General features: G+C 70.6%; 22 protein-coding genes. 12 read left to right on the forward strand and 10 right to left on the reverse strand.

The features are described 5' to 3' along the window. The first annotated feature begins 28 nt into the window (after positions 1 to 28). The 4 genes from ACFYO8_RS12790 to ACFYO8_RS12805 all read left to right on the forward strand — a co-directional run bounded on the left by ACFYO8_RS12790 (position 29) and on the right by ACFYO8_RS12805 (position 3,201). Entirely contained in the window at positions 29 to 1,372 is a 1,344-nt protein-coding gene (locus tag ACFYO8_RS12790) for a glycosyltransferase 87 family protein (RefSeq protein WP_354866533.1), read from the forward strand. Continuing rightward, positions 1,369 to 2,001 carry a phosphoribosyltransferase gene (locus ACFYO8_RS12795; RefSeq protein WP_354866531.1) on the forward strand — a complete coding sequence of 211 codons (633 nt, stop codon included), beginning with the start codon at positions 1,369 to 1,371 and terminating at the stop codon, positions 1,999 to 2,001. The genes ACFYO8_RS12790 and ACFYO8_RS12795 overlap by 4 nt, the downstream gene beginning before the upstream one ends. A gap of 23 nt (positions 2,002 to 2,024) precedes the next feature. Beyond that, entirely contained in the window at positions 2,025 to 2,426 is a 402-nt protein-coding gene (locus tag ACFYO8_RS12800) for a zf-TFIIB domain-containing protein (RefSeq protein ID WP_387257218.1), read from the forward strand. Between the two features lie 94 nt (positions 2,427 to 2,520). Next, positions 2,521 to 3,201: a maleylpyruvate isomerase N-terminal domain-containing protein gene (locus ACFYO8_RS12805; protein WP_354866527.1), complete on the forward strand. Its 681-nt coding sequence runs from the start codon at positions 2,521 to 2,523 to the stop codon at positions 3,199 to 3,201. A 6-nt stretch (positions 3,202 to 3,207) separates the two neighbouring features. On the opposite strand, the gene ACFYO8_RS12810 is transcribed toward ACFYO8_RS12805, so the two are convergent. Beyond that, positions 3,208 to 7,308 (reverse strand): replicative DNA helicase, encoded by a 4,101-nt coding sequence (locus ACFYO8_RS12810; RefSeq protein ID WP_354866525.1) that lies wholly within the window; start codon positions 7,306 to 7,308, stop codon positions 3,208 to 3,210. Positions 7,309 to 7,705: 397 nt separating this feature from the next. On the opposite strand from ACFYO8_RS12810, the gene ACFYO8_RS12815 reads away from it, so the two are divergent. After that, positions 7,706 to 9,349 (forward strand): hypothetical protein, encoded by a 1,644-nt coding sequence (locus ACFYO8_RS12815; protein WP_354866523.1) that lies wholly within the window; start codon positions 7,706 to 7,708, stop codon positions 9,347 to 9,349. A gap of 79 nt (positions 9,350 to 9,428) precedes the next feature. Here the strand turns inward: ACFYO8_RS12815 and rplI are convergent, their stop codons facing one another. The 4 genes from rplI to rpsF all read right to left on the reverse strand — a co-directional run bounded on the left by rplI (position 9,429) and on the right by rpsF (position 11,072). Continuing rightward, positions 9,429 to 9,875, reverse strand: a complete 447-nt coding sequence (gene rplI, locus ACFYO8_RS12820; RefSeq protein ID WP_354866521.1) for a 50S ribosomal protein L9 — start codon at positions 9,873 to 9,875, stop codon at positions 9,429 to 9,431. A 14-nt stretch (positions 9,876 to 9,889) separates the two neighbouring features. Further along, a complete protein-coding gene (gene rpsR / locus ACFYO8_RS12825; RefSeq protein ID WP_007073789.1) occupies positions 9,890 to 10,129 on the reverse strand; it encodes a 30S ribosomal protein S18 in 240 nt (79 codons plus the stop codon). 41 nt (positions 10,130 to 10,170) lie between these two features. Continuing rightward, positions 10,171 to 10,701, reverse strand: coding sequence for a single-stranded DNA-binding protein (locus ACFYO8_RS12830; RefSeq protein WP_175438580.1), 531 nt, complete (start codon positions 10,699 to 10,701; stop codon positions 10,171 to 10,173). An 80-nt stretch (positions 10,702 to 10,781) separates the two neighbouring features. Then, positions 10,782 to 11,072 carry a 30S ribosomal protein S6 gene (rpsF, locus tag ACFYO8_RS12835; protein ID WP_013289357.1) on the reverse strand — a complete coding sequence of 97 codons (291 nt, stop codon included), beginning with the start codon at positions 11,070 to 11,072 and terminating at the stop codon, positions 10,782 to 10,784. A gap of 627 nt (positions 11,073 to 11,699) precedes the next feature. Here rpsF and ACFYO8_RS12840 point away from each other — a divergent pair. The 3 genes from ACFYO8_RS12840 (at position 11,700) to ACFYO8_RS12850 (ending at position 15,822) form a co-directional block, all read left to right on the forward strand. Further along, positions 11,700 to 12,482 carry a deoxyribonuclease IV gene (locus ACFYO8_RS12840; RefSeq protein WP_354866519.1) on the forward strand — a complete coding sequence of 261 codons (783 nt, stop codon included), beginning with the start codon at positions 11,700 to 11,702 and terminating at the stop codon, positions 12,480 to 12,482. A gap of 227 nt (positions 12,483 to 12,709) precedes the next feature. Continuing rightward, positions 12,710 to 14,665, forward strand: a complete 1,956-nt coding sequence (locus ACFYO8_RS12845) for a hypothetical protein (RefSeq protein ID WP_387188686.1) — start codon at positions 12,710 to 12,712, stop codon at positions 14,663 to 14,665. A 233-nt stretch (positions 14,666 to 14,898) separates the two neighbouring features. Continuing rightward, positions 14,899 to 15,822 carry a BTAD domain-containing putative transcriptional regulator gene (locus tag ACFYO8_RS12850; protein ID WP_354866515.1) on the forward strand — a complete coding sequence of 308 codons (924 nt, stop codon included), beginning with the start codon at positions 14,899 to 14,901 and terminating at the stop codon, positions 15,820 to 15,822. Here the strand turns inward: ACFYO8_RS12850 and ACFYO8_RS12855 are convergent. Then, positions 15,768 to 17,294, reverse strand: coding sequence for a glycosyltransferase 87 family protein (locus tag ACFYO8_RS12855; RefSeq protein WP_354866513.1), 1,527 nt, complete (start codon positions 17,292 to 17,294; stop codon positions 15,768 to 15,770). The two genes, ACFYO8_RS12850 and ACFYO8_RS12855, sit on opposite strands and share 55 nt — an antisense overlap. A 216-nt stretch (positions 17,295 to 17,510) precedes the next feature. Between ACFYO8_RS12855 and ACFYO8_RS12860 the strand changes: the two genes are divergently transcribed. Next, entirely contained in the window at positions 17,511 to 18,359 is an 849-nt protein-coding gene (locus ACFYO8_RS12860) for an AfsR/SARP family transcriptional regulator (protein WP_354866511.1), read from the forward strand. 121 nt (positions 18,360 to 18,480) lie between these two features. Here ACFYO8_RS12860 and ACFYO8_RS12865 read toward each other — a convergent pair whose 3' ends face one another. The 3 genes from ACFYO8_RS12865 to ACFYO8_RS12875 form a co-directional block, all read right to left on the reverse strand. Beyond that, positions 18,481 to 18,978 carry a DUF2690 domain-containing protein gene (locus ACFYO8_RS12865; RefSeq protein WP_354866509.1) on the reverse strand — a complete coding sequence of 166 codons (498 nt, stop codon included), beginning with the start codon at positions 18,976 to 18,978 and terminating at the stop codon, positions 18,481 to 18,483. 164 nt (positions 18,979 to 19,142) lie between these two features. Further along, entirely contained in the window at positions 19,143 to 21,968 is a 2,826-nt protein-coding gene (locus tag ACFYO8_RS12870; protein WP_354866507.1) for a transglycosylase domain-containing protein, read from the reverse strand. A gap of 194 nt (positions 21,969 to 22,162) precedes the next feature. Then, a complete protein-coding gene (locus ACFYO8_RS12875; RefSeq protein ID WP_354866505.1) occupies positions 22,163 to 22,600 on the reverse strand; it encodes a DUF5318 domain-containing protein in 438 nt (145 codons plus the stop codon). A 174-nt stretch (positions 22,601 to 22,774) separates the two neighbouring features. On the opposite strand from ACFYO8_RS12875, the gene ACFYO8_RS12880 reads away from it, so the two are divergent. Then, complete coding sequence (locus ACFYO8_RS12880) at positions 22,775 to 23,413, forward strand: PadR family transcriptional regulator (RefSeq protein ID WP_354866503.1); 639 nt, start codon at positions 22,775 to 22,777, stop codon at positions 23,411 to 23,413. Positions 23,414 to 23,436: 23 nt separating this feature from the next. Next, a complete protein-coding gene (locus ACFYO8_RS12885) occupies positions 23,437 to 24,516 on the forward strand; it encodes an inositol-3-phosphate synthase (protein ID WP_013289364.1) in 1,080 nt (359 codons plus the stop codon). Positions 24,517 to 24,582: 66 nt separating this feature from the next. Here ACFYO8_RS12885 and ACFYO8_RS12890 read toward each other — a convergent pair whose 3' ends face one another. Then, positions 24,583 to 25,062: a methylated-DNA--[protein]-cysteine S-methyltransferase gene (locus ACFYO8_RS12890; protein ID WP_387257220.1), complete on the reverse strand. Its 480-nt coding sequence runs from the start codon at positions 25,060 to 25,062 to the stop codon at positions 24,583 to 24,585. Between the two features lie 81 nt (positions 25,063 to 25,143). Here ACFYO8_RS12890 and ACFYO8_RS12895 point away from each other — a divergent pair, with 81 nt between their 5' ends. Then, on the forward strand, positions 25,144 to 25,686 hold the full coding sequence (locus tag ACFYO8_RS12895; RefSeq protein ID WP_354866499.1) for a hypothetical protein: 543 nt from the start codon (positions 25,144 to 25,146) through the stop codon (positions 25,684 to 25,686). Positions 25,687 to 25,695: the final 9 nt, after the last annotated feature.

The raw sequence follows: 25,695 nt of genomic DNA on the forward strand, positions 1-25,695 counted from the left end.
ACACCACCGGTCTGCCAGACTGGCCCGCGTGACCGCCCTCGCCGACCGACCGACCGCCCTCTCCCGCCGCTGGTCGGCGCTCGACGCCGCAGCCGGCGGCCTCGCCCTCGACCTGGGCCTCTACGCCGCCGCCACGGCCTTCGCCGCGATCACCGCCGCCACCTCCACGCTCCCTCCGCACCGCGCCTGGGGCGCCGTCGCCACCATCGGGTACGCGCTCGCCACGCTCGCCGCCGCCACCCAACTGCTCGCCTACCGCCGCCACCCCGGCACCCCCCTGGCCGGCCTGCCCGCACGGTGGACGATCACCGGCCTCACCTGGGCCGCCACCGCGCTGCTGCCCGTCGTCACCCAGAGCGTCGAACGCGCTGCCGGACGCACCGACCGCGCCCAGGAGGAGGTGATCGTCGTCGAACACGCCGGCGCCCGCCTCGCCGAGCAGGGCACCCCCTACCTCGGACCCGACGCCATCGCCGCCCTGCCCCCCGGCGAGCAACTCCTCGGCTACACCCCCTACCAGCCCGGCATGGCACTGTTCGGACTGCCCAGAGCCGCCGTGGACGCCTGGTGGACCGACTCCCGCGTCTGGTTCGCAGTGGTCACCGCACTCACCCTCGTCGCCCTCGTCGCCACGCTGCGCGCACACGGCGGCCCCGCCGCACCCCGCCGCGACGCCGCAGTCCTACGCGCCGTCCAGGCCGCCACCGTCCTGCCCGTCTGCGCGCTCACCCTCGCCACCGGCGGCGACGACCTCCCCGTACTCGCGCTCTGCCTGCTCGCCCTCGCGCTCGCCGCCGCCGGCCGACCCGGCCGGGTCGGCCTCGCGGTCGGCGCCGCCGGCGCGCTGAAACTCCTCGCCTGGCCGGTCGCCGTCGTCCTGATCTGCTGGGCCGCCACGCGCCGGGCCGCGCCCCGCACCGCCCTCGGAGCCCTCGGCCTCCCCCTCCTCGCCCTGCTCCCGGTGCTGCTGGTCGACCGCGACGCCCTCGTCGAGAACGTGCTGCGCTTCCCCCTCGGCCACGGCCTCGTCACCAGCCCCGCCCAGTCGCCGTTCCCCGGACACCTCATCGCCGAGGCCCTCCCCGCCGGACGCGCCGTCGCCGCCGCGCTGCTCGTCGCCGCCGGACTCGCCATCGCCGCCCGGCTGCTGCGCCGCCCGCCCCGCACCGCCGCCGCCACGGCGCTCATCTGCGGGTACGGGCTGCTCGCCGCGATCCTGCTGATGCCCTCCACCCGCTTCGGGTACCTGCTCTACCCGGCCGCCCTGCTCGTCCTCGCCCCCGCGCTGGCGCTCACCCGACCGGACGACCCGGCCGCATTCCCGGCAACCGCCCCGCGCGATCCGGCCGGAAGGCGTACACCTGAGGGATGACCACCTACCGCGACCGGGCCGAGGCGGGACGGGAACTCGCCGAACGCCTCACCGACCTCGCCGGCCGACCCGACGTCATCGTGCTCGGCCTGGTCCGCGGCGGCGTACCCGTCGCCCGGGTGGTCGCCGACCGGCTCGGCGCACCACTCGACGTGCTCGTCGTCCGCAAGCTCGGCGTGCCCTGGGCGCCCGAGGTCGCGTACGGCGCACTCGGCCCCGGCGGCGTGCAGGTCCTCAACGAGATGGTCGCCGGCCGGATCAGCGAGAACGACAGGGCCCAGGTCCGCCGCCGCGAACAGGCCGAACTGGAACACCGCGAGCAGCGCTACCGCGGCGGCCGGCCACCGCTCGACCTCACCGGACGCACCGCCGTCGTCGTCGACGACGGACTCGCCACCGGCGCCACCGCACGCGCCGCCGTCCAGGTCGCCCGCCACCTCGGAGCCGCCCGCGTCCTCGTCGCCGTCCCGGTCGGCTCCGAGCAGGCGTACGACATGCTCGCCACCGACGCCGACACGGTCGTGAGCAGCCGGCTCCCGCACGACTTCGCCGCCGTCGGCGCGTACTACGAGGACTTTCACGAGGTCTCCGACGACGAGGTCACGCAGGCGCTGACCGCCCCCGCGTGAGAACACCCGGTACCTTCGTTGTCATGCAGATGACCTGTCCCAAGTGCCGCGGAGAAATGCGCCAGTACGAGCGCAGCGGAGTAGTCATCGACCAGTGCGGCGAATGCCGCGGCATCTTCCTCGACCGTGGCGAGTTGGAGAAGCTGTTCGATGCCGAGGCCAACTGGAACCGGCAGCACGGCGGCGCCCCGCAGCAGCCCGCGCCGACCGGTGCCGGCTACCCGCCGCCCCCGCCACCCCCGCCCGCCGCCGCGCCGCACCAGCCCGGCTACGGCGCCGTCCCCCCGCCCCCGCCGCCGCCGCCGCCGCCCGGCCACGGCTACGCGCAGCCCGCGTACGGCCACAGCCAGCAGCAGCACTACGGCTACCACGGCCACTACCGGCGCAAGAAGAAGCACGGCTTCCTCGGCGAACTGTTCGACTGACCGCCGACCACACGCACGCCGGGTCGGTGCGCCGCACCGACCCGGCGCGCTCGTCGGCGTGCCGCACCCGCCACAGCGTGGCAGGCTGCACGGCATGAGCCCGATCCGGCAGCACGAGGCGCTGGCCCAGGCGTACGACGGCATCACCGCAGTGGTCAGCCCGCTCGACGACGCCGGCCTGCAACGGCCCACCCGATGCCGCGGCTGGCTCGTCGCCGACCTGCTCTTCCACGTGCTCTGCGACGCCCAGCGCGCACTCGTCGCCCTGGCCAGCCCCGCACCCGGACCGGCCGACGTGGACGACGTCAGCTACTGGCGTGCCTTCACGCCCGGCGATGACGACACGGGCATCAGGCACGCCTGGTGGGCCCGCCGGTCCGCCGTCGCCTTCGACCGGCCCACGGGCGTGGTCCGCCTCTGGGCCGACACCGCGCCCGCCGCCGTCCGCGCGGCAGCCACGGCAGACCCCGACGGGTACGTGACCACGCAGGGGCACGTGCTGCGCGTACCCCATCTGCTCGCCACCCTGACCACCGAGGCGGTCATCCATCACCTGGACCTGGTGGTGGACCTGCCGGACGCGCCGCGACCGGCGGCAGACCCGACGCGGGTCGCGGCGACCGCGATGGATGGTCTGCTCAGCGACGACGCGGTACGGCCGGCCGGCTGGGACGACCACGAATTCCTGCTGAAGGCGGCGGGGCGGGTGCCGCTCACCGACCGGGACCGGCTGGAGCTGGGCGAGGCGGCGGGCTGGTTCCCGCTGCTCGGCTGACGCCGCTCAGACGATCGCCATGTCCACGAAGCGCGACAGGTGCAGCTGGGCCGCCACCGTCACCGTGTCAGTCGGGCCATTCCGGTGCTTGGCGATGATGAAGTCCGCCTCGCCCGCTCGCGGCGACTCCTTGTCGTAGTAGTCGTCGCGGTGCAGAAGAATGACAACGTCTGCGTCCTGCTCGATCGAGTTGTGCGCGGCGATGCCGTTGGCGATGAAGTTGTGCGTGCCGAGCACCGTAGCGTCGTAGACGTCCTTCTCGCCGACGGATTCGATCGAGACGATCTCGTCCCAGAACACATCGTTCGTCGCGTGCAGGTCAAGATCCACGGAATCCAGGACTGCGGCGACCTTGACGAGACGTGACCGGCTGGGCGCACGCTTCCCCATCGCACTGCCGGAGAACTGGGTGCCGACGGCAGCCGCGAACTCTCGGTGACTCGTCTCGCGCTCCGCCAGGACCTCGCGAACCCGTGACCACACCTCCTTGGGCACCGTGTCCACGTTCGGATTGCTGACGACGGATTCGAGAATCACCAGCAGCGCCACGCACCCGTTGGCGCGCTCGCCGTGCACACCGATCTCCCGAAGGAAGCGGAGCTGGTCGTCACGACCCGAGATGTCCAGGGTGTACTGCGGCCGGTGTTTAGTGACCGGAACCTGTCGCAACCGAGCAGAGATTCCGTAGCGCAGCAGCAGGCGTGAGATGTCCTCCAGCATCCGGCGCGAGGTGGAGGAGAAGTAGATTCGCCCTCCTCGACCGGACTTGTTGACGGTCACTGACCCGTCGGTGGCCCAGAGGTGCCGCAGGAAGAGGGTGATCTGCTCCTTAGGCAGACCGAACACCGCTGGGGGCACGAACTTCTCGTGGGACCGCAGCCCGAACAGGCCCAAACCGTCCAGCCACTCGGCAATCGGGTTCCGCCGACCGCGGGCGAGCCGGAATGGTGCCGGTAGCCGGAGCGTGGTCACTCGGGCAGCCGGGTAGTCGTCTCGCACAGCCGTGATCCCGAAGTGCGTGGCCGCCTTCGTCACTGCCGCCAGGCTGGCCTCGTCGCAACTCGCGTAGCGGATCGGCTGCCGACGGACGAACGAACCGTCCCCGAGGAGGTGTGCCAGCATCACCACCTCCGCCTCGGCCCACGGCTGGATGTTCAACGGCGGCGGAATGTGCCGAGGCGCCGCAAGCCGAGTGCCAACCGTGAGTTCTCGCAGTGGCAGCCACCCGCCGAACGTGAGAAAAGGATGGTTGGCAGTCGCTTCTACCTGCTTGCCGGACGCAAGGGTCATCCGGAAGACCTCGCGCGTTCCGCTGGGGAAGGCGTGCGTGAGCGTTCGGGGGGTGTAGCGGAGACCCTCATCGAGTGCCCAGACGGGGATCTCCCTCAGGTTCCCGGCAAGAAGCGCCCCGAGAGTGATCTCCGAGTTGTCGTCGGCTCGAACGAGCCTGGTGTCGGCCGTCAGGCAGCCGGATTCGCGCAGATCGGAAAGCTGCGGCCGCTTGTCGGTACGCTGCTCGGGCCCACGGTTCAGCTGACTCACCGCGATCACCGGGCACTCGACCTCCTTCGCCAGCAGCTTCAGGCCACGGGACAGGTCCGCGACCTCCTGCTGCCGGCTCTCGGTGCGCTTCGGCGAGGTCATCAGCTGGAGATAGTCGACGACGATCAGCTTCAGGTCGTGCTTCTGCTTGAGCCGCCGCGCCTTCGCCCGGATCTCCATCAGGTTCATGCTCGGCGTGTCGTCGACGAAGAGCGGCGCCTCGCTGATCTCGCCCATGCAGCGCGCCAGCTTGGTCCAGTCGTCGTCGGAGAGCTGCCCGCTGCGCAGGACATGCAGCGGCACGCGCGCCTCGGCCGAGAGGAGTCGCATGACGATCTCGACCTTGCTCATTTCCAGCGAGAAGATCGCCGCCGCCTGGTTGGCGCGAATCGCCGCATTTCGGGCGAAGTCCATACTCGCCGTGCTGTTGTGCGTCGGGATCATCGAGCGGCCCGCCAGATACAGATGGTCGGGATTGTCAACCGTCACACAACGCACCGGCACGCTCGGCACCGGACGAACATCCACGATGAACCGCGAGTGGGAGCGGACGTCCGAGGACGTCCGGCGTCGGGCCGCATGAGCGGTGCGCTTCCGGTCCAGCCGGAAGACCGTGTCCGGGGTGGAGAAGTTCAGCGTGTATGCGATCGACGATTCCTCGGTACGGCCGCGCACCTTGCGCTCGGTCATGGTGCACCGGTAGCCCAGGCTGACGACGAGTTCCCGAACGCCGTCGATCAGGCGCCGCGAGGTGGACGTGTACTGCAGGTTCCCGGTCGGCGCCACCGTGCCGTCGGTGTCCATGAGACCGGCGAGCAACGCCCGGCGCTGTGTTTCGGAGGCGCGTAGGTAGTCCCGCGGAATGTGCTTGTCGTAGGCCACCCCGACTCGGCGGAGCAGGGCCAGGAATGAGCCGTTCCGCTCGTGACACTCGGCGCAGCGGCGGGTTCCGGGGTTCTCCCGCAGGGCACGGGTGGAGCCGCCGCAGTCGACGCAGGTGCGGTCCACCGTCCTGGCCGGCGTGGGCAGCTGCACGCTGTAGACCATGGGGCCGCTCGGGCATACCAGGAAGCCGTCCTGGGCCACGAGGTCGAGCATCTCCGCGTCCGCGGTGGTGAAGCGGCTGGCCCCGGTGTGCCCGTCGCCGAGCCACACCCCGAGGGTGTACGGCGGGACGGCCAGATCGCGTTCCGGAAGTCGGAGCGGCGCGCAGTTCCGCACGGCGTGGTTGAGACGGCGGTCGGCCGTCTCGGTACGCAGCGTGGCCGCGATCTGCGCCGTCGTGACGATCCCGTCGTGCTCGGCGCGGCTGCCGGCGTTCACCGGTCGTTCCGCGCGTGCACGGAGGCCGGAGACCAACGCGCCCACCGGGTAGCCCGGAGCCGTCCAGTTGCGTGTCTTGCCGGCCCGGGTCACCGGTCGGGTGGTGACCCGGCCGTTGGAGCCCATCGTCTGCGCCACCGTGTGGAGCACGTTGCGGAATTCCGGGCCGACCTGATCCAGGGTCTCCGCGAGAGTGACCAGCCGGTGCGGTTCGGCGGATGCGGCAGTCTCGGCCTCCCGCACCTTCGCCAACGCCGGCTCGGCCCAGTGGTGCCGCCGGCGTGCCTCCGGCTGACGTCGGCTGGCCCGGGTGGTGGTCTTCCACAGGTGCTCGGCGTCCGCCACGATGACGCTTCCGTCGGAGAACTCGACCTCGTAGCAGGGGCGGTCGTACATCACGTCGAAGACGTTGGTGATCGTCGTCGGAGTGCCGTCCGCGGCGAGGAGCTGCTCGCCGGCGCGCACCTCACCCATGGTGGTCCAGCCCTGTGGGGTGGGCAGCGGGGTGTCGAGTGCAAGCGCCTTACCGAGACCAGGCCGGCCGGCCACGATGATGAGCTGGCCGGCGTGCAGGCCGTTGAGCAGGCGGTCGAGGTCGGTGAACCCGGTCGGCACACCTGTCATCATCCCGCCCTGGGCACCGACCGCCTCGATCTCGTCGAGCGTCGGCTGGAGCATGTCGGCCAGGACGGCGAAGTCCTCACTGACACGCTTCTCCGTGATCTCGTAGACGGCCTGCTGGGCGAGGTCGACGATGTCGTCGACGTCGCGGCTGCCGCTCGGGCCGGTGCCGTAGCCGAGCTGCACGATCCGGGTGCCGGCCTCGACCAGTCGGCGGAGCACTGCCCGTTCGCCGACGATGCGGGCGTAGTAGGCGGCATTCGCGGCGGTGGGCACGCTCGCGATGAGCGTGTGCAGGTAGGGGGCGCCGCCGATCCGGGCGAGGTCGCCGGAGTCGGCGAGCGCGGCCGCCACGGTGATCGGGTCGGCGGGTTCGCCACGTCCGTAGATGTCCAGGATCGCGTCGAAGATGGTGGCGTGGACCGGGCGGTAGAAGTCGTTGGTCTTCAGGATCTCCACGACGTCGGCGATGGCGTCCTTGGAGAGCAGCATGCCGCCGAGTACGCACTGCTCGGCGGCGACGTCCTGCGGTGGTGTCTTCTCGAACGGCGCATCGCGCGGCGGCGGCTCGGGCGCTTGTCCCCCGGCCCGTTCCGCACGCGTCTCGTCGGTGACCGACACGGGTTCCCCCCTCGCTGCGTCGGATCGAGTCCAGCTCTATCGCCCGGGTGTGACAACTCCGCGCCGACCCTCCGGTCGATCGGGGGTCATCGCCCGGCGGTCGGGGGACAACGATACGGAACCCGAGGTCAGCCGCTCAACAAGGCCGGTGGACGAGCCTCGGGACAACCTGTGGACGCCGGTGCCCCCTCCTGTGCGCAGGGTGTGCACCGGGGTGTGGATAAGTGATGGGGAAATCCGGGCCTATCGCCTCTGACCTGCGGTTTTCCTGTCCCCACCCTGTGGACGAAAGATTTCCGGCTGAGCTTTGTCGTCGTTCGTCCCGTACTATCGCTGCGAACGGCGACACCTGGGACAGCGGGTTTACTTTCGGGTTGAGAGAGGTCACGCTCCGGCCGTGAGACACCAGGACTGGGGAAGCGGGGAGGACAGCCCGCGCGAGCGACGGCCGAGCGGTTCCTGGGACGAGCCCGCCGGTCGGCGCCGGGTCGACTCGTACGCGCTGGAGGGCCGTCGCACGGCGAGCCGGCGACGGGCGATCGAGCGTGGCCAGGACGAGCCGGTGGAGACGTACCTTCCTCGCTGGGCGCTGGAATCCGGGGTGAGTCGCGCGGACGGCGGCGGGCGGCATGCCGCGCCGGACGACGAGGTGGAGAAGCCCTCGTCGGCGGGCACCCGGCGGGATCTGCGCGCGATCGGTGCGGGTCCGCTGTCGGACCACACCGCCGAGTGGACGATGGACGCCCCGCAGGAGCGGGGGTACGTGGGCAACCGGCGGGCGGACGAGGACGACGAGCCGGTGTCGGGGGCGGCGCCCCGGAGTCGTCCGCGTCGCGCGGCGACGCGCCGGCCGCAGGTGACCTGGTCGGGGCTGCCGGAGTCGGCGGGTTCGGGCGAAGGGCCGGCCGGGCCGGAGGCCGGACTGCCGACGGATCGGCGGCGTCGGTCGGCGTCGGGCTCCTCCTGGCCGCCGGCGGGGTCGGACTCGGCCTGGTCGCGGTCGGCGGCCCCGGACGGCGCGTGGTCCCGGCCGGCGTCGGATGCCGAGTGGCCGGCGGCGCCGGATACGGGCTGGTCGCCGTCGACGGCCGCGGAGCCGGAGGCCACCTGGGGACGGACGGCGGCGTCCGCGAAGGCGGCGGAGCCGGAGTCAGCCCGGTCGCGGCCGGCGGCGAATCCGTGGCAGCGTCGCCGGGCGGCCGAGCGTGAGCCGGTGGAGCCGCCCGCTGTGGATCCGTGGGACGCGTCAGGGCTGCATGCCTGGGGCCGGTCGGTGCCCGCGAGCGGCTGGGGTCGGGCGGAGAGCCGGTGGGACCGTACGGAGCACACGGGTGAGTGGGACCGGTTCACCGATACGGGTTTCCTGGAGCCGGTGCGGGACACCGACGACCGGTACGCGAATGCCGATCCGTGGGACCGTTCGGCGCCGCCGGTACGGGAGGGCTGGGCGTCGCCGGAGCGGGCCGAGGCGTTCTGGTCGGGTACCCGGCTCTCGGGTGACGATCCGCGGTGGATGGAGACGCCGTCGACGGCACCGCGCTCGCCTGCCGTGGCGTATTCGGCGCCGCGTCCCCGTACCGCGCCTCGTCGTCGCCCGGTGGAGCCCGCGCCGTGGACGTTGCGGCGGCAGGTGGAGACGATCGGCGGCGGTTCGTGGGGCCGGCGACTGGAAGACGACCTGCTGGATCCGGATCCGGGTGGCCCGTTGCGTCCGCTGGTCTACACGGCGGCGTGCTATCTGATGCCGGCGGTGCTGCTGGTGGTCGGTCTGCTCTTCCTGAGTGGCCAGCCGCCGGCGGGGTGTGTCACGGACATCACCGGTGGCGGCTGTGATTCGCCGCGTGCGCACGCGTTGGAGTCGTTGTTGTCGGCGGCGCCGCGGTTCGGGTTGGCGATGGTGAGCAGTCTGGTGGTGGCGGTGCTGTTGCGGCAGGTCGGGACGACGTGGCGGTCGGCGACCGTGGCGCTGGCGGCCGCGGTGGTGGGTGGTGGGCTGTCCACGGTGGTGATCAGCGCGGTGACGGGCAAGCCGCTCGGTTGAGCCGCTTCGGTCGAGCGGCCAGGTTGCGAAAAGGCCCGCACCGGTTGCCGGTGCGGGCCTTTCACGTCGTGCTTCGGTGTCAGCCCTTGACCACGTTCAGGTCGAACTTGGCGGTCACCTCGGGGTGCAGCCGGATGCTGACCGGGTAGGAGCCGAGCGCCTTGATGTGACCAGGCAGCTCCAGCCGGCGGCGGTCCAGGGCCGGGCCGCCGGCGGCCTTCACGGCGTCGACGATCTCAGCCGGCGTGACCGAGCCGAAGAGCCGACCGCCGTCGCCGGCGCGGGCCTTCAGGTTGACCTTCAGGCCCTCGACCTGGGTCTTGACCTCGGTGGCGTGGCCGAGGTCGCGGATCTCGCGGGCCGAGCGGGCCCGCTTGATGACCGTGACCTGCTTCTCCGCACCCTTGGTCCAGGTGATCGCGAAGCCCTGCGGCAGCAGGTAGTTACGGCCGAAGCCGTCCTTCACCTCGACGATGTCGCCCGGAGAGCCGAGACCGGACACCTCCTGAGTCAGGATGATCTTCATGTCCGTGCCTCCTCTCAGCGGGCCGTGGCCGTGTAGGGCAGGAGCGCCATCTCACGGGCGTTCTTGACCGCACGGGCGATCTGCCGCTGCTGCTGCGAGGTCACGCCGGTCACCCGCCGAGCGCGGATCTTGCCGCGGTCGGAGATGAACTTGCGCAGCAGCGCGGTGTCCTTGTAATCGATATAGGTGATCCCGTCCTTGTCGAGCGGGTTCACCTTCTTCTTCGGCTTGCGCAGTGCCGCAGCCTTCGCCATTGCTCTTGCTCCTGGTTTGCGATCGCGGGCGCTCGGCGCCATCAGAACGGGGGCTCCTCGTCGAAGTTTCCGCCGCCCGAACCAGCGCGGGAGGGGGCGGGGGCAGCAGAGGCCCAGGGGTCGTCGAAGTTGCCTCCGCCGCCACCCTGGCCGCCACCACCACCGAAGCCGCCGCCACCGCCACCGGAGCGGGACATCTTCTGCACCTTCGCCGTGGCGTAGCGCAGCGACGGGCCGATCTCGTCGACCTCCAGCTCGATGACGGTGCGCTTCTCACCCTCACGGGTCTCGTACGACCGCTGACGCAGCCGGCCGGACACGATCACGCGAGCGCCGCGCTGCAGCGACTCGGCGACGTTCTCGGCGGCCTGGCGCCAGACCGTGCACGAGAGGAAGAGCGGCTCGCCGTCCTTCCACTCGCCGGAGGCCTTGTCCATGAAGCGGGGCGTCGAAGCGACCCGGAACTTGGCGACCGCCGCGCCGGAGGGGGTGAATCGCAACTCGGGGTCATCGGTCAGGTTGCCGATGACCGTGATGGTGGTGTCTCCTGCCATGACCATCTCCTCGCGCACTCATCGTTGTGCCGTACAGGCTCCCAGAGCCGTACGACAGCGTGGATGAGGCTTGATCCGGACGTGCCGGGTCTAGATGCTCAGCGCATCTCCGGACGGATGACCTTGGTGCGCAGCACCGACTCGTTGAGTCGGAGCTGACGGTCCAGCTCGCCAACGGCCTCCGGCGTCGCCTGGAGGTCGATGACGGCGTAGATGCCCTCGGCCTTCTTGTTGATCTCGTACGCGAGGCGCCGGCGGCCCCACACGTCGGTCTTCTCCACCGAGCCACCCGCGGTCCGGATCACGTTCAGATACGTGTCGAGCGACGGGGCGACGGTGCGCTCCTCGAGGCTGGGGTCGAGGATCACCATGACTTCGTAGTGACGCAAGACGTGCTCACCTCCTGTGGGCTAAGCGGCCACGGTCCTTCCGTGGCAGGAGGTCGTGCGTCGCTGCCCGCGCCGGTGCCGGGGGAACCCGGCCGGACACGGACAACCGCACCAGAATAGCCGGTCCGGACGATCATGGCCGCGCCGGTGGCTCCGGTGCGCCGGATGCGTGACAGGGGTCCACCTCCGGATGAGAGGTGGACCCCTGTCCACGGGACCGCGGGGCGTCCCGTCCGCATTCCTTGGGTGGGACCTGGGGAGGAACGACCACACCGATGAGGTTGGATCGAAGACGCCCCGCGGAGCTTTATCGTGTTGTCACCTGGTCTGACCATACAATGGCTCTCGTCACCACTTGGGGCAAATGGAAGAATTGGTCCTACTGCTGGTCTCCCGTACCGGAATGACGAGCGGATCCCGCCCCGTCGCGCCGGGCCGCACGGCGGGGCGTCCCGTTGCCGGGGGTCCACCCTCGCCCGTACGTGCTGTGGACCACGTGCGGGCGGAGCGTCGACCATCGATCCCATCTCGGACAACGACCGCCGGGCCCGGTGGTGACGCGTCCGACCCGCCGGACGCCTCGCGCGAGCGCGCCGACCGTCGCAGGCGCGACGTAGGCTGCCCAGCATGCGAATCGGAGCCCACGTCGATCCGACCGACCCGCTGGCCGAGGCGACCGCCCGGCAGGCCGAGGCGGTCCAGTTCTTCCTGGCCGACCCGCAGGGCTGGAAGGCCCCGAAGCCGCGCGAGGACGCCGAGCGTCTGCGCTCCGCCGACGTCGACATCTACGTGCACGCGCCGTACGTGATCAACGTAGCCACGCTCAACAACCGCATCCGCATCCCCAGCCGCAAGCTCCTGCTCGCCCACGCCACCGCGGCGGCCGACGTCGGGGCCAGCGGGCTGATCGTGCACGGCGGCCACGTCAACGCCGGCCACGACGTCGCCGTCGGCTTCGACAACTGGCGCAAGACCTTCGCGTACGCGGCGGATTCCGGCGGGTTCCCGCTGCCGGTGCTGATCGAGAACACCGCCGGCGGTGACAACGCCTGCGCCCGGCGCCTCGACTCCCTGGCCCGGCTCTGGGACGCGCTCGGCGACTACGAGGTCGGCTTCTGCCTGGACACCTGCCACGCGTACGCGGGCGGTGAGGAACTGCTGGGCCTGGTCGACCGGGTGAAGGCGATCACCGGCCGGATCGACCTGATCCACGCGAACAACTCCAAGGGCGCGTTCAACTCCGGCCAGGACCGGCACGACAACCTCACCGGAGGCACCATCGACCCGGAGCTGCTGGTGGCGGTGATCCGCGCGGCCGGCGCACCGGTGATCGTGGAGACCCCCGGTGGCGTCGAGGGCCAGGCCACCGACATCGCGTTCCTGCGCGGGCAGTTGGGCGCGGCGGCGTGACGACCGAGCAGTCCGGCACGACCGGACGCCGGTCCCGCGCCGGGACGCGGCCGGACGACGGCGCGAGCGCACCGGACGACACCGCCGGGGCGACCCCGCCCGGCGAGAGCGGGACCACGGGGATCGGGTCCGGCGAGGACGACACGGAGACGGCCGGGGCGTCCTCGTCCGACCAGGCCGGGAGTCCTGCGGGCAGCTCCGTCGAGGACGAGACCGCCGCCCCGGCGGTGAAGACCGGCAAGACGAGGAAGCCCGGCAGGGCAACCGGGGCCGGCAGGACAGCCGGGGCCCGGGACGGGACCGCCGCCGACGAGGACGACGCCCACGACACCCGGCCGAACGGCGGCGACGCCGATGACGGCGAGAAGGCGGACGCCGGGGACAGGAAGGCAGCGGGTACGGACGGCGACAAGCCCGCCGACCCCTGGTCCGCGTTCGGGCCGGCGCCGGAGCCGGTGCTCGGCCGGCCACGCCGGGCGGTCCGCGCGGTCGGCCGCTTCCTGGCGCACGAGTGGACGCTCGCCGCCGTCGCCGCGCTCGCGCTGGCCGCGGCGATGACGTGGCCCACGCTGCGCTATCCGCGGCACACGCTGCCGCAGGACTACTGGGATCCGAGCCTGCAGGCGTGGCAGATGGCGTGGTCCGGGCGCATCCTGCGCACCGACCCGGCGATGCTGTGGCACGCGAACACGTTCTATCCGGAGAACTGGAGCTTCGCGTTCTCCGACACGCTCCTCGGGTACGCCCCGGCCGGCCTGATCGGGGTCGGCCCGGAGCACGCCGTGCTGCGCTACAACATCATGTTCGTGCTGGCGCACGCGCTCGCCGCGTTCGGCGCGTACGCGCTGGCCCGGCAGCTCGGCGCGGGCCGCATCGGCGGCGCGGTGGCCGGGGCGAGCTTCGCCTACGCGCCGTGGCTGCTGGCCCAGGCGGGGCACCTGCACATCATCTCCAACGGCGGCATCCCGCTGGCGCTGGCCATGCTGGCCCGGGGTCACGGCTGGTCGCTGCGGCACGGCTACCGGCCGCGTCGCCGGCACGCGGGCTGGGCGCTCGCCGGGTGGCTGGTGGCCGCATGGCAGCTCAGCCTGGGGTTCGGCATCGGGTTGCCGTTCGCGTACATGCTGGCCGGGGCCGTGCTGGTCTCGGTGGTGCTGTGGTTCGTGCGGCGGCGCCGGGTGAAGCGTCCGTTCGGCCGGCGGCTGTTCCTGGCCGACGTGTTCGGCGGGCTCGCCTTCGCCGCGGTGGGCGCGGCGCTGGCGGTGCCCTACTTCAAGGTCGCCGAGATGCACCCGAACGCGGAGCGGACGCTCGGCGACATCGGGCTCTACTCACCACCCGCGAGCGGGTTCTTCACCGCGCCGGCCGAGTCGCGCGTCTGGGGCGGGCTGCACGAGGGCGCCCGCGCCGTGCTGCCCTGGCACCCGGAGATGACGCTGCTGCCGGGCTTCGCGCTCTACGCGCTCGCCGCCGGTGGCCTGTTCTTCTCGGTCTGGCGGGTCCGGCACCGGATCTTCCTGCTCGCCGGGGTGCTCGTGACGATGGCGCTGGCGATGGGCACCCGGTTCTTCGGCGGCCGGTTCACCTACGTGCCGTTGTTCGACTACCTGCCGGGCTGGAGCGGGCTGCGCACGCCGGGCCGGATGATGCTCTGGACCACGCTGCTGCTGGGTCTGCTCGCGGCCGGCGCGGTCACCGCGTTCTGCATGCGGGTCCGCGAGCTGGCCGCCGAGCGGGTGCCGCCGTGGCCGGGCCCGTGGCTGCGCCTGGCCACGCTGCTGCCGTTGGCGCTGGTGCTCGTGGAAGGGCTGAACGCCACGCCGCAGCCGGTGGTGCCGCAGCAGCCGGCGGCGCTGCGCACGGTGGACGGCCCGATGCTGGTGCTGCCGAGCAGCCAGAACCTGGACCAGCCGGTGATGCTCTGGTCCACCGACCGGTTCCAGCCGATGGTCAACGGCGGCAGTGGCTTCACGCCGCGCTCCCAGGCGCAGATCCGGGAGGCGACGGTGAGCTTCCCGGAATACGCGAGCGTCGAATACCTGCGGCAGATAGGCGTGAAGAACGTAATCGTGTTGCGCGACGAACTGGCGGGCACTCCGTGGGAGGGGATGCTCGACCGGCCGGTCGATGCGCCGGGGGTCACCCGGGAGCAGGTCGGCGAGGCGGTCGTCTATCGGCTGTGACATAAGGGCATGGTTCGCCCGAATGGTCGCACTTTACAGTCCGGCATCCCTTGACTAGCAAGATCCTCACTGCCATAGTCGCCTGACTACTAACGGGGAGCGTAGGGGTGCTGCGGTTCAGAATACTCGGGCCGTTGACGGTCCGGAGTGGGGATTCCTTTATCTCAATTTCGAGCTCACGTCAGCGGAAACTGTTGGCAGCGTTGTTGATCGGAAATTCGAAGAGCGTGTCGGTGGATCGCCTGATCGACGTGGTCTGGCCGGATTCCCCGCCAGTCACCGCGCGTCAACAGGTGCAGAACTGCGTGGGCCGGATCAATTCCTGGCTGATCCGGCACGAGCACCTGCATACGGTGCGGCGCTCCGGCTGCAACTACGTGCTCGAGGTCGAAGATGAATCGGTCGACGAACGCGTCTTCCGTGCCGAATACCGGGTCGCGGCGGAATTCGCGCGGGCGGGCAATTTGTCCACCGCGACCGCCCGTCTCCGGACGGCGCTGGCGATGTGGCGCGGGGAAGCGCTGGAGGACATCGGTTCCGAACGCCTCGTCGGGGAGGCCACGCATCTGCAGGAGATGCGGGTGCGGTCCCTGGAACAGTTGGCCGAATGGGAGTTCAGCCAGGGCCGGCACGGTGAACTGATCCCCGAGTTGAGTCTGTGGACCGAGTCCTATCCGTATAACGAGTACATGCACGGCTGCCTGGCGCGCGCGCTTCACCGCACCGGCCGGACGGCCGAAGCACTGCAGGTGCTCCAGCGGCTCCGCCGGCGGTTCGGGCAGGAGTTGGGACTCGGCCCCGGCCCGGCGCTGCTCCGCCTCGAAGACGACCTGCTGCGATCGGACGAGACGACCGAGCAGCACCCGCCGGCGATCCTTCCGATGCTCCGGGAGATTCAGTCCACTCTCAGCAACCTGTCCGAGGTCGTGCAGACTCTGATGATGAACACCGACGACCGGCAGTTGGTCGCTCCCCCGCCGGCGTCGACTCACGCCCGACGCGACGGGCCGGTGGTCGACTGCTCGACCACCGGCCGGAGCGGGAATGGACAGCCGTCCACCGTCCACTCATCCGCCTCGAACGGTGCCACCACCCACGTCGTTCAGACGGCCTGGGGCTCGGGATGGCCGGCAGAAGCGCGGGAGCGCCAGCGCTGATACCAGGGTGCGTCGGCTGCGCCGTCGAGCACCCCGCCGTCCGGGTCGTCGGTGTAGGTGTGCCGGACCACGTCCAGTTCGGGCCGCAGGATGTCCCGGATAACGAGCCCGCAGAGCACCGCCACGGTGATCAGTCGCAGGCTCGACGCCAGCACGAAGACGCCTTCGGGGAAGACCGGCCGGGACATGGCCGTGCCGAGCAGTTCGCCGTAGAACGCGGCGAAGTAGCAGACCTCCGCGACCTGCCAGGCCAGGAACGCTCCCCAGCGCGGCCGGGCGAGCACCGCGAGCGGCAGCAGCCAGAGCACGAACTGCTGGGACCAGACCTTGCTGAAGATGAGGAACGCGGCGACCACCAGGAAGGCGAGCTGGGCCAGCCGAGGGCGGCGCGGGGCGAGCAGCGCCAGCCCGGCCACGCCGAGGCAGGCGAGGCCAAAGAGCAGGTACGACACCCAGTTGAGGGTGGAGATGTTGGCGTTCAGCCATTCGAACGGCCCGAGTTCCCCGGGCGCGGACGGGCTGATCCGGCCGTCCAGGTAGCGGCCGATGTACCAGAGCGTGCCCCAGTCGATGGGGCGTGTCGTGTTCAGATCGAAGAAGCGTTCCCAGTTCTCTCGGTAGGGGATCGCCACCGGCAGGTTCACCGCCACGAGCGTCACCAGCGCGGTCGCCGTGGCGGCCAGGCCGGCCAGGAGCTTGCCGGCGCGCAGCGTGAGGACCAGGATCGGGCCGAGGAGGAACAGCGGCCACATCTTGGCCGCGCCGCCCAGTCCGATCAGGACGCCGGCCAGTCCGGGCAGCAGTAGCGCGTACCGGTCGGGTCGGGCGCGCGCCCACGCCAGCAGGCCGAACGCGGCCAGGCCGATGGCGAGCAGGTCCCAGTTGACGGTGGCGGTGAGCACCAGGGCCGGGGAGAGCGCGAACAACGCGGCGTCCCATGGTCGCCGTCGGCGCAGGCTGAGGATCACGGCGACGGTGGCGACCGCGAGCGCGCCGAGCACCAGCGCGTTCAGGTTGTAGAACCACTGGCCCTGGTTGATGCCGGGGTTGTCGGCACCGAGGGCGTGCACCGGCAGGCCGAGCGCGCCCATGAAATAGCCGGTCAGCACCGGGTACTCCACCGGGTGGTCGGCGTAGGGCACCTTGCCCTCGTTGAGCCCTTCGGCGTAGTAGAGCGCCAGCACGTCCGTGTAGCACATGCGGGTGTACTGGACGTTGTTCTGCCAGGCCCCGTCCTGGCAGGGCGACTTCTGCACCCAGTGCAGGGCCAGCGTCAGGCAGACGAGTGCCAGCACGATCCGGCCGGCGGTCCAGAACCGGCTTTCCCGGTCGGCTGGCTGGTCCAGGGCGACGGCGTGGTCGCCGAGCGGCCCACCGATTGCCTCCGAGGCGCCGCGGACGAAACCGTCCGACCGGGACGGGTGGTCGCTCGGGCCGGCTTCGCCAGTACCCGGGATCGGCTGGATGCTCATGGCAATGCATCCTGCCGCAACCGGCTCGAGAGGACGAGTACCCTCGCGAGCTTGCCGGTCTCGCTCCGGTGAAGCTTGCCTGCGGCAAGCACCTCCTCACAGACTGGCTCGATTTGCACCCTTTAGCTCCTTATGAATCCCTTGACCGCCATCGACCGCGGGCTATGCTGAGCGCGGCTCGCCAGAGCCAGGAAGCGCAGCTCCACGGGGGAAAGAATGGAATATCGATTCCTTGGCCCTTTGGCCATGTGGTCGGAAAGCAAGACGGTTAGAATTTCCGGTGAGCGAAGTCGAAAATTGCTCGCCGGCCTTGTCGTAAATGCCAACCGAGACATCAGCATCGACCGCCTCATCGACATCGTATGGGGAGAGGATCCCCCGGCGACCGCTCGGCAGCAGATCCAGAACCGACTCGGCCGCCTCCGCTCAGTGGTCTCACTCAACGCGCCTGATCAGCAGGTCCGGCGACACGGCGACTCCTACCAGCTGACCACGGCCGAGGAGCATGTCGACGGGCTCAGGTTCCGCAGCCTCTGCGCCGAGGCGGAGATCGCCCATCGCCACGGTCACCTCCCGCGCGCCGCTGATCTCCTCCGGCAAGGGCTGACGCTCTGGCGCGGAAAGGCCATGCAGGACGTCCGTTCCGACGCACTTCAGGCCGATGCCGTCCGCTGGGAGGAATCGCGCCTGCGGGCGATCGAGCGCCTGGTCGCGCTGGAATTCGCCCAGGGAAACAGTGCCGCCACCATTCCGGAACTGCAATCCTGGGTCGACAGCCATCCCTATCACGAAAGTCTGCACTGTCAGCTGGCCGAGGCCCTGCACGCGGCGGGGCGGACGGCCGAGTCGTTGGCCGTGATCCGTGAGCTGCGCGCCCGGCTCGACACCGAGTTGGGCATCGCACCGGGCGTCACCGTCCACGAGGTCGAGCGCCGGATCCTGGTGGGGCAGGGCGGGGATTCCTCGACCGGCTTCCACCTCGACCGGGAGGCGGCCGAGGCGCTGCGACGTGCGCTGACCGAGACCACACGCGCGCTGTCGATCCTGACGGTAGCCCTCGCCTGAACCGCCTTCCGCCTCGGGCAGCGACGGCGGCCGAGCCCGGATGGCCGGCCGCCGTCGTCCCGTCCGATCGCGGTTTCCCGACCGCAGCCCGGTACGGCAGCGGGCGGCGTCGAATCCAGGATCAGTACTTGGCGGTGCAGTTGCGGACGTGCCGGGTCGTCATCGTCTCGTCGTCGTAGTAATACCAGCACGCCTGCGCGGTCATGCCCTTGTCGTTCACCATGAACGACCAGTCGCCCGAGGTCCCGTTGTCGTAGTACGTCTTGCGCAAGCTGCCGTCGGCCGCGTAGCTGCGGATCAGGACCCCGGTCAGGTAACCCCCGCCGCCGGTCCATCGTGCCCACGCCGTGCGGCACCAGGGGCTGTACCGCAGTTCGACGTCGGTGGAGGTCGCCACCGTCCTCCCGTCCTGGTAGCAGTAGCCGGCCTGACCGACGACCGCCACATAGGTCTGCGGGTCCTTGCCGTCACAGGAACTGCCGCAGCCGGTGGTGGCCGCGGAGGCGGCACCGGGAGCCACCATCGTCCCGGTGACCACGGCGGCGGCGACGACCGCGCCGAGGCGCGTGAAGGCCCGCCCCGAGGTGCCGACCGGATTCCGTCGCGTTCTGCTCAGCATCTGCATCTTCTCGCCCGTCCGCTCGGCTCGTATCGAATGAGCAGATCCTGGCGAGGATGGCCACGGCGACGTCACCGTGCGGTCATCACCGGCGCGGCCCACCGTGGAGACGGCGGCGGCCGGACCCACTCAGGGATCCGGCCGCCGCCGTCAGGTGGTACGCGTCAGTTCTGTCGTGTCGGTGGTGTGCTCGGTAGCAACCCGCCACCGCCACCGCCACCGCCGGGACGTCCACCGCCACCGGGGAGCCCGCCACCGGGGTTGTTGCCACCGCCGGGATTGCCGCCCTGGTTGCCGCCGCCGGGCGTGCCTCCGGGGCAGAACAGGCCCAGTGGGTCACAGTTCTGGCCGGGCTGGCCGGGCTCGTTCGTCGGCGGAGGCGGCGGAGCCTCGCCGTTACCGGCGTCGTCCTTGCCGATGTTCGCCGGCGGCGGGAAGTCCTCCTTGTCCTGGCCCTTCAGCGCGTCGTTCATGAAGCGCTGGAAGATGGCGCCCGGCATTCGGGAACCGGTGATGCTCTTACCCTGGTCGTCCTTGATCGCCTTGCGGGCGCCCTTGTTGCCGATCCAGACCGCTGTGGCGAGCTGCGGGGTGTAACCGATCATCCAGGCGTCACCGTTGTCGGCAGTGCCGTTACCGAGTTCCCAGGTACCGGTCTTCTCCGCCACCTTGCGCCCGTCGTCCAGCCGGCGGCTCACCTGGGCCGGGTACTTCTCCAGCACGGCGGTCACGTCCGCGACGACCTCCGGGCGGATGCGCTGCTCCGGCTTCAGCTTCTCGCCGCCGAGCGTGTCCCACTTGCCGGTGGCCGGGTTCTGCTTCTGGACCTTGTAGACGAAGTGCGCCTTGTTGTAGCGCCCCTTGTTGGCGAAGGTGGCGATGCCGTTGGCGTGGTCCAGCACGGTGATCGGGTACTTGCCGAAGCCGACGTTGTAGTAGAACGGCTCCGGGGCGACGTCGGCCGCCTTCACCTTGGTGAGGTCGTACGCCTTCGCCGGACTGGTGTCCGTCCGCCACATGGTGGTGACGCCGGCCCGCCTGGCCATGTCGACCACCTTGTCCGGGCCGATCTTCTCGGCGACGTGCCAGAACGGCACGTTCAGCGAGAGCAGCGTCGACCTCTCCAGGGTGCAGGAGTCGCCGCAGTCCGGATTGTCGTTACCGGCGTTGCTGATCTTGTCCTTGAAGCCTTCCGGCTTGAAGGCCTTACCCTTCCAGCGGGACTTGATCGAGATGTCGTTGTCCAGCGCCGCCGCCAACGTGTAGATCTTGAAACTCGAACCCGGCGAGTGGCCACCGGCCAGCACACCGTTGTCGATGTTCTTGCCGGCGTAGTCGAAGTCGGTGCCGTTGTCACCGCCGTAGTACGCCCGTACGCCGCCGGTCTTCGGGTCGATCGCGACCACGGCGGACATCAGGTGCTTCGGCTGCCCGGAGAGCTCCGAGCCCTTGGTCGCCGCCCGGGCCGCCTCGAGCGCCGCCTTCTGCGCCTTGGTGTCGATGGTAGTGGTGATCTTGTAGCCGCCTCGGCTCAGCGCCTTCGCGCAGAGCGGCCGGTCCTGGGTCGCCTCGGCCTCGTTGTCCGTGCAGAGCTTCATCTCGCGCAGTTCCTGCGAGACGTAGTTGACGATGTTGCCGTACGGGGTGTCGATGCCGAAGCTGCCGCCGTTGTTCTTCTTCGGCGGCGCGATCTTCTTCGGGTACTCGGTGGGGTGCTGCGGCGTGTTCGGCGCATCAAGCCACTTCTCCGTGATCATGCCGTTGATCACGTAGTTCCACCGGTCCAGCGCGTCCTGCGGGTTGATCGCCGGATCGTAGCCCCTGTGGGTCGCGCTCGGCTCCGGCTGCTTGATCACCGCGGCGAGCACCGCCGCCTCGGCCACCGTGAGGCTCTTGACGTCCTTGTCGAAGTAGGTCCGCGCCGCCGCCTGGATGCCGTACGCGCCACGCCCGAAGTAGATCACGTTCAGGTAGTGCTGCATGATCACGCGCTTGTCGTACTTGTCGTTCAGCTTGGAGGCGAGGACCGCCTCCTTCACCTTGCGACCGTACGTGTCCTGGTTCAGGTTCTCGAACGCGTTGCGCGCGTACTGCTGGGTGATGGTCGAGGCACCCTGCTTGTCACCGCCGGTGAGGTTGTTCCACGCGGCCCGGGTGATGCCCTTGTAGTCCACACCGGAGTGCCGGTAGAAGTTCCGGTCCTCAGCGGCCGCGACCGCGTGCTGGACGTGCTCCGGGATCTGGTCGATGGTGACGAGCTGGCGGTTCTGGTCGCCGATCTTGGCGATGGCGGTCTTGCCGGTGCGCTCGTAGATGGTGGTGGACAACGGCGGGATGGTGTCCTCGGGGAGCACCACCTTGGTGGAGTACCAGGTGAAGGTCACCACACCCATGCCGGCGAGCATGATGAACACGGCGAAGCCGGCGATCAGGATGTTGATCCGGCGGCGCTTCTTGGCGCGCGCCGGGTCCTCACCGCGGCCACCCCGGCCGGGGCCGGTCGGGCCGCCGGGGCCACCGGGACCGCCGCCGGCAGGGCCGGGCACCCGGGCGCGGCCACCGACCGCCGCCGCGCCGACTGTCGCCCGAGCGCCCACGCTCGCCCGCCCGCCGACGCCGGCCGCGCCGACGCTCGCCGCGCCCACCGAGGCACGCCCGGCCGGAGCGGCCGGGGAGACCGGCACGGACGCCCGGCCGGCGCCCGCACGTCCGGTGGCACCGGGTGCCGGCGACACCGGCACCGAGGCGCGGCCCGCACCGGCCCGGCCGACCGAGGCCGACCCGGACGCTCCGCGTGGCGCCGGAGCGGCGGGACCGACCGAGGCCCGGCCGCCCGCACCGTACGGTGTCACGGAGGCACGCGCCGAGGCGCCGCCGTCCGCCGCGCCGGACCAACCGTTCCCGCCCCGGCTCCCTTCGGAACCGGGGTCGCCGTTCGGGCCCGGGATCTGGGCCCGCGCACGCGAAGAACTGGAATCGCCGTAGTTCATTCCTCACACCCTGCCGGTCGCGGTGGGACGCGGGGGCGCCGCCACCGGGTTGCCGTGAGCTGGAACACGGGACGCTACCCGCCGGTGGTGCCGGCGCACGCCCGTCAAATCCGATCTATTCGGACCAGTTGCGCTCAAAGGCTGTCGTTCGTGCCACCCGGGGAATGGGCCGGCAGTGATCGGGACAGCCGTGTTCACCGTTGCGCCTCTCGCCTTCGCCGAGGGGTGGAGCCGTCGGCCGCGACCGCTTCGTCCGCGTCCTCCGCCAGACCGTCCCAGCCGAGCAGGAACTGCTCGACGAGATGGTTCCAGTCGCAGCCGGGGCAGACCTCCACCACGAACACCTGGAACTCACGCAGCGTCATGGCCAGGACGGGCAACTCAGCCCGGGTACGCGCCTGGCCGGCCGACTGCTTGAGCTCGTCACCGTAAATGTAGTGGACGTGGATCAGGTTCTCGCTGCGGCAGATCGGGCAGCGGTGGTCGGTCGGCTCGCCGTGGAAACGAGCAGCGTTCTTCAGGTACGGCGAGGCGTCGCAGACGTCGTACGTGCCGATCCGCCCGGCGAGCAGTTCACGCAGCACAGCCCGCTTCTGAAGCGAGTAGTCGACTACCTGGCGCTGCGTACGCATGCGGCAAAGGGTACGCGCTCCGGCGAACCCAGGCGACCATGGTCACGAGGCGTGACGAACGCGTCGCGTAAGCAGAGGGTTTGCCCCGACCCCACCTCTCCGCTAACGTGCGATGTATCGGTCCGATACATCGCGGTGGTCAGTGCTCCGCGCAGGGGAAAGAGGGGATGGCTCGTGCTCGAGTTCGCCATCCTCGGCCTCCTGCAGGAGGCGCCGATGCACGGCTACGAGCTGCGCAAGGAGCTGACCGCCAAACTCGGTGCCATCCGGGCGGCGATCAGCTACGGCTCGCTCTATCCGACGCTGCGCCGGCTCCAGGCGGCCGGATGGATCACCGAAGCCGCGGAGGCACCCGCGACCGCCGAGGAGGTTCCCGCGCTGACCAGCCGGCGCGGTCGGGTGGTCTACACCATTACCGCGGAGGGCAAGGAACGCTTCGCCCAGCTCATAGCGCAGGCTGGACCCGAGACGTACGACGACACGGGCTTCGGCGTGCACTTCGCGTTCTTCGCCCGGACCGACCAGGCCACCCGGCTCCGGATCCTGGAAGGTCGTCGCCGCAAGATCGAGGAACGTCGCGAAGGTCTTCGTGACGTGCTCGGCCGGGCAGCCGAGCGACTCGACGCGTACACCCTGGAACTGCAACGCCACGGGCTCGACGCCTGTGAGCGCGAGGTCCGCTGGCTGGAGGAGCTCATCGCCAACGAGCGCTCCGGCCGGGCCCCCGCCGACCCGCGACGCGGGACGGCCGGTGGCCGAGGAGACAACGACAGCCCGCCCACGCCTGGAACGTCCAGGACAGAGCGGCCGTGATGAAGAAGAAGGAGGCAGACGCTATGGGCTCCGTCCGCGTCGCCATCGTCGGTGTGGGTAACTGCGCCTCGTCCCTCGTACAGGGCGTGGAGTACTACCGGAACGCCGACCCGAACGACCGCGTCCCGGGTCTCATGCACGTCACCTTCGGCGACTACCACGTCTCGGACGTGAAGTTCGTCGCGGCGTTCGACGTGGACGCCAAGAAGGTGGGCATGGACCTCGCGGAGGCGATCGTCGCCAGCGAGAACAACACGATCAAGCTCTGCGACGTGCCGCCGACCGGCGTCACCGTGCAGCGCGGCCCGACCTTCGACGGTCTCGGCCAGTACTACCGCGAGATCGTCGAGGAGTCGGACGCCAAGCCGGTCGACGTGGCGCAGGCGCTGCGCGACGCCCAGGTCGACGTGGTCGTCTCCTACCTCCCGGTGGGTTCCGAGGAGGCCGACAAGTTCTACGCCCAGGCCGCGATCGACGCCGGCTGCGCGTTCGTGAACGCCCTGCCGGTGTTCATCGCCTCCGACCCGGAGTGGGCGAAGAAGTTCACCGACGCCGGCCTGCCGATCGTCGGCGACGACATCAAGAGCCAGGTCGGCGCCACCATCGTGCACCGCGCCCTGGCGAAGCTCTTCGAGGACCGCGGGGTCGAGCTGCTGCGCACGTACCAGCTCAACTTCGGCGGCAACATGGACTTCATGAACATGCTGGAGCGCAACCGCCTGGTCTCGAAGAAGATCTCGAAGACCCAGTCGGTCACCTCCCAGATCCCGCACGAGATGAGCAAGAGCGACGTGCACATCGGCCCGTCCGACCACGTGCCGTGGCTGGACGACCGCAAGTGGGCGTACATCCGCCTGGAGGGCCGTTCCTTCGGCGACACCCCGCTCAACGCGGAGCTGAAGCTCGAGGTGTGGGACTCGCCGAACTCGGCCGGTGTCATCATCGACGCCGTCCGGGCCGCGAAGATCGCGCTGGACCGCAAGATCGGCGGCCCGATCCTCTCCGCCTCCTCGTACTTCATGAAGTCCCCGCCGGAGCAGTACGCCGACCACGACGCGCACGCCGCCGTCGAGGCGTTCATCGCCGGCGAGATCGAGCGCTGACGCGCCGCACGAGCACACGAAGAAGGCCGGGTCCGTCGGACCCGGCCTTCTTTCTCTTCGCGTACGTCAGGACCAGGCTCGCCGCAGCGCCACGGACGCCTCCAACTCCAGCAGCGTCACCTTGCGCGGCAGTCCCCCGCCGAAGCCGACGAGCTTGCCGCCCGCGCCGACGATCCGGTGGCACGGCACGATCACCGGCACCGGGTTGCGGTTGCAGGCGACCCCGACCGCCCGGGCGGCTCCGGGGTCGCCGAGCGCCTTCGCCACCTCGCCGTAGGTGGTCGTCTCGCCGTACGGGATGCGGGTCATCTCCCGCCAGACGGCGCGTTCGAACTCCGAGCCCCAGGGTGCCGACACGGGAATGCCGAACTCGGTCAGCTCACCGGCGAAGTACGCCCGCAGCTCCGCCACCGCCAGCCGGGCCACCGCGTCGCCGGGCTCGTCGGCCGCCCCCGCCGCCCGGCCGAAGTGCGCGCCGCGCACCGCGTCGTCGTCGGTGCCGACGGAGAACTCCCCGATCGGCGAGTCGAGCACGGTCCAGCGCATGCCGCCCATTGTCGCGCGTACGCCGACATTCTCGGCGACCGGCTCTCTGAGGCCGGGCTGGACGACCGCTGAGCGAAGTCGATGTTGCGCGGAGTCGATACCGTGCAGGTCATGGCCACCGGGACGCTCATCTTCCTGATCATCGGCGGGATCGGGGTCGGCGTGCTGACCCTCGCCCTGCTCGGCTCGGGAGTACTCCACCTCGGCCAGCCGGACGTCGACGGCCCGGTCTCGCTGGAGGCGGTCGCCGGGTTCACCGGGGCGTTCGGTTTCGGCGGCGCGATCGTCAACGAGTTGCTCGGAGGCCGTACCCCCGGAATGATCGCGGCGGCGGCGGCCGGCGGCGCGCTGGCCGCCGTGCCCACCGCGTGGCTGGCGGCCCGGCTGAGCCGCGCGGCCCGCAACATGCGCACCGACGCCACCCCTACCCGCGACCACCTGGCCGGCGCGATCGGCCTGGTGGTCACCCCGATCCCCGGCGACGGTTACGGCGAGGTCCGGGTACACCTCGCCGGACAGCCGGTGAAGCTCAACGCCCGCGCCGCCCGGCCGATCCCGGTCGGCGCCCGGATCTTCGTGGTCGAAGCACTGAGCGAGACCAGCGTGCACGTCGAGACCTACTGACACCAAACC

The sequence above is a fragment of the Micromonospora sp. NPDC005257 genome, assembly GCF_042872445.1.
Lineage (GTDB): Bacteria > Actinomycetota > Actinomycetes > Mycobacteriales > Micromonosporaceae > Micromonospora.